7 protein-coding genes are annotated in these 3,375 nt (G+C 56.5%); 4 read left to right on the plus strand and 3 right to left on the minus strand.

Annotated elements, in window-relative coordinates; genetic code table 11:
* Positions 1-247: 247 nt before the first annotated feature.
* From AC01FP_RS16605 to AC01FP_RS16615, 3 genes are all read left to right on the plus strand, one after another.
* Positions 248-1,318, plus strand: a complete 1,071-nt coding sequence (locus AC01FP_RS16605; RefSeq protein WP_474481773.1) for a class I SAM-dependent methyltransferase — start codon at positions 248-250, stop codon at positions 1,316-1,318.
* A gap of 127 nt (positions 1,319-1,445) precedes the next feature.
* A complete protein-coding gene (locus AC01FP_RS16610; RefSeq protein ID WP_474481774.1) occupies positions 1,446-1,673 on the plus strand; it encodes an excalibur calcium-binding domain-containing protein in 228 nt (75 codons plus the stop codon).
* A gap of 137 nt (positions 1,674-1,810) precedes the next feature.
* A complete protein-coding gene (locus AC01FP_RS16615) occupies positions 1,811-2,179 on the plus strand; it encodes an AbrB family transcriptional regulator (protein WP_474481775.1) in 369 nt (122 codons plus the stop codon).
* A gap of 31 nt (positions 2,180-2,210) precedes the next feature.
* On the opposite strand, the gene AC01FP_RS16620 is transcribed toward AC01FP_RS16615, so the two are convergent.
* The 3 genes from AC01FP_RS16620 to AC01FP_RS16630 form a co-directional block, all read right to left on the minus strand.
* Complete coding sequence (locus AC01FP_RS16620) at positions 2,211-2,591, minus strand: type II toxin-antitoxin system PemK/MazF family toxin (protein ID WP_474481776.1); 381 nt, start codon at positions 2,589-2,591, stop codon at positions 2,211-2,213.
* Between the two features lie 8 nt (positions 2,592-2,599).
* Positions 2,600-2,830, minus strand: a complete 231-nt coding sequence (locus AC01FP_RS16625; protein WP_255142736.1) for a hypothetical protein — start codon at positions 2,828-2,830, stop codon at positions 2,600-2,602.
* Between the two features lie 69 nt (positions 2,831-2,899).
* Positions 2,900-3,133, minus strand: a complete 234-nt coding sequence (locus tag AC01FP_RS16630; RefSeq protein ID WP_474481777.1) for a hypothetical protein — start codon at positions 3,131-3,133, stop codon at positions 2,900-2,902.
* Between the two features lie 18 nt (positions 3,134-3,151).
* Here AC01FP_RS16630 and AC01FP_RS16635 point away from each other — a divergent pair, with 18 nt between their 5' ends.
* The gene (locus AC01FP_RS16635) at positions 3,152-3,340 is read left to right on the plus strand and encodes a hypothetical protein (RefSeq protein WP_474481778.1); all 189 of its coding nucleotides are present in this window, start codon (positions 3,152-3,154) and stop codon (positions 3,338-3,340) included.
* The last annotated feature ends 35 nt before the right edge of the window (positions 3,341-3,375 follow it).

Below are 3,375 nucleotides of genomic sequence, written 5' to 3' on the forward strand. Positions count from 1 at the left end.
GAGCTGGCCATGACCAGCTCGCGGAGGGCTTCTCGCCTCTCCAAGTCGATGGGGGGTCCCGGAGCAGGTCGTTAGGGTAGACAGAGTGATTGGTGGGTAATTAAGGCTCACCACCTGCCCAGATAGCGCTTCAGCCTCGAGACAAACGCAGCGAATTGAGAGCAGAAGTGCTGCAGAATTCTTTAATCAAGTTTCGGTTGCTACTTTATAAATATAAATAAATTTCGGTACCATGTCTGGAAGCCAGTTGGCCTATTCCTTTCTTGACAAGGAATATCGCGCTCATGATCAAGCGGGTGGAGCCAAAAGACTACAAAGATTTGCTTCAGAGCTTATTGACCACGGCCCACTCTATGCACTTGCAAATTTTCGAATTCATTCTCCTGAGCCGCTACCCCTGCTTGAGAACTGGAAGTATTGGACAGATCCAAAGCCGGCATGGCTAGAAAGGCTAGTGCGCGCCTACCCGCCGAGACCTAGGCGAAAGGCCTATTTAGATGCGATGCTCAAGGAGGACCATGCCAGCGGAATCGAGGCTCATTACGATGTATCCAATGAGTTCTATGCGCTATTCCTGGATAGGCAATACAAGTTTTATACATGTGCTGATTTTCATGACAACCAGGAAACACTAGAAGAGGCGCAAGTCCACAAGGCTGAGTATATGCGTGAGCTGCTAAAGCTGTCTGGTAGTGAAAAGATTCTGGACCTAGGATGCGGCTGGGGGAGCATGCTCAAATTTCTTCGCGAGACGGGTCACGGCGGTGAGTTAATAGGTCTTACGTTATCCCAAGAGCAACTAACTTATGCTCAAAAACAAGAAGGATTGAGCGTTACTCTTTCCGATTTCATCACTGAGCCATTTGTCGGCGCGCCATACGATCGGCTCTTTTCAATTGGCGCGCTAGAACATGTGAGGCCAGCTGAGCTAGTATCTTTATACCAAAAGATGCACGATGCGCTAGCGCCAGGAGGACTAGCTGTACATCAGTTTTTCTCCTACAGATCTGATCCCTACCCAATATCTGTGGCGGTTCTCGAGTTATTTTTTCCCGGAAGTATGTTGTCGATGCACCGCAACCATATCGAGGCCGCCGAGGGCGCGGGATTCAGGGTTACCCATGATTCCATTCACGATTACAAGCCAACGATCAAAGCCTGGTATGACCGACTAGCCGCAAACCGCAACAAGGCCATAGCTTTAGTAGGTCTTGAGGTTTACAATCGATACATGACATTCTTCCCGATTGCCTGGCTATTCTTTCAGCAGGAGGAAGCCGATCTCCATCGCGTGGTCATAGAAAAAGCCACCTGTTGACCATGACTAGCTCATCGAACAGTGTCTGGTCAGCGGGTCTCCCCCAGGGCTAGGGCATGGACTGGCTAGACCAAGCCAGTCCATGCCCTAGCCCTGGGGCTCAGTAATTGGAGGCTTTATCCGCTCCTTGAACTTCCCTTGCGTTGTGGTGCTCAAGCCAGGCGGCATCACCCGGCCCTGGGATTTCCGGCGCGGACGCCGCGCAGCCGTTATTCCTGATGGCACAACACCCGGTGGCCGCCGTTACCGCTGCAAGGACATCGGCTCCTATGCCAAAGCCCAGGAGCTGCTGCGCCAGGGGCATAGCTATCTAGATAGCAATGGCGATGGAGAAGCCTGCGAAGCACTCCGTTGACAGTCATCTTTTCCCATATTTCGTAGCTGCACTACTGGTTGTTGCGGAGGCCTTGGAAGCAAAAGCTTGTCTACTGAAGCAGTAGATTGACATATCATGCGGCTTTAGCATATTATAAAATAACTGAAAAATTCACCATGTTTGCCGGCCCCGAGCTGCTCGCCAAAGTCAAGGAGCTAGGCGACGTCTCCAAGTCTGAGTTGGTGCGCGAATGCGGATACTTGAGTACCAAAAAAGATGGCGGCGAGCGCCTCAACTTCACTGCCTTCTACGAGGCACTGCTAAATGCCAAGGGAGTGAACCTTGGCACCGATAGCGCCGGCAGGAGCACTGGCAAAGGTGGCCGCAAGCTGAGCTACACCACCAAGATCCAGTTCAACGGCAATCTCATGGTGGGCAAGGCCTACACCGCCATGCTCGATCTCAAGCCAGGTGATGAGTTCGAGATCAAGCTGGGCAAAAAGCAGATCAAGCTGATTCCTTTGGGCAGTACAGAAGAGGAGTGAGCTGCTCCTCGGTTGAGCTGCCTGCCGCTCTTCAAGAGAAGCCACCGATCACCAACACAACCAGCTGGCGGAGTTGCTGCAGCTCGATGGGAGTCACGCAGCAAGCGGTGGCGTCTGTGATGCGAGTCTTGGCCACACAGGTCAGGTTCTGTGGCAGCAGATAGCTCACCTTCCTGCAGCCGTTGGTGCTGTTGGGTTGGAGCACGACAGTCAGATCGGCCATCGCTAGCGAGGGGTCGCCAGTCATCGGCACCACCAGCACTGTTGGATAGGCAGGGTCAAACAGCTCGCAGTCCTGCACGACTACAGCTGGCCGCAGCTTGTTGGGCTCGGGAGGCAGAGGGTTCAGCCCAGGGTCGTTTGGATCTTTGCGCCAATCAACTGTGATGATCTGCCCAGCCCTCAAGTCCACGCCTGTCTTCAGCGGTCGAGGGGTTCAGGCGTGGCCCAGTCGGCAATGAAGGCACTGGCCTCCGCATCGCTGGCGATGTGCTCTGCCACGGCTTTGCTCTGCGAACGGATCCGTGCCCGCAGAGCATCCATAGCGCTGAGCGAGCTGCTCACCTGCACGATGCGTCGTCCCCCGCGCTGCCTGCGGCGCACGGAGAAGGGAGCCTCGGGCTGTTCAGTGGCGTAATCGGCAGGGGTCATGGCGGCAGGTGGCCTGCGCTGACAACACGGAGCCACACCTCAACGGTAAGCCCAATCCCACGTTCAAGCTCAGCTGCCTGGGCGTCGCTGAGCCAAAGCCAGCATCTCCAGCGCCTGGCCCTGCTGCTCCTGCCGTAAGGCCTCCGGTGCCTCGATGCGTAGGGCACTGCCGTGGGAGAAGAGCCAGCGGCGCAGGGCGACGCCGCGGGCCAGGATCCAGGGCGGCAGGTCGATCTCCAGCGGGTGGGGATGGCTGTCGCCGCTGGGGTTGGGCGTCAGCACCTGGGCCAGCTCCGGATGCACCCAGTCGGCTGTCGTGCCGTGGGCCGCAGACCTGGTCTCCGCTTGCTTAGCCGGCCGTTCCAGCCGGATCTGGTCGAGGGAGAAGGGAAGCTGTCCCTGGCGAATGGCGGCGTAGGCCTCGCTCTTGCAGGACAGGCGCAGGGTCTGCAGCTGGCGGCGGCGCTGGGTAGCGCCCCTCCGAGTGGTGTAACTCAGGAGGTCCTGTGACCCTTTCCGGAGGGTGAACAGGAGCAGTCAGAGGA

It is taken from the genome of Cyanobium sp. NIVA-CYA 375, from assembly GCF_056108345.1.

Excerpts from the sequence above, each read along its gene's own strand:
- AC01FP_RS16615 (WP_474481775.1), top strand. The coding sequence starts at position 1,811 with ATGTTTGCCGGCCCCGAGCTGCTCGCCAAAGTCAAGGAGCTAGGCGAC.
- AC01FP_RS16625 (WP_255142736.1), bottom strand. The coding sequence starts at position 2,830 with ATGACCCCTGCCGATTACGCCACTGAACAGCCCGAGGCTCCCTTCTCC.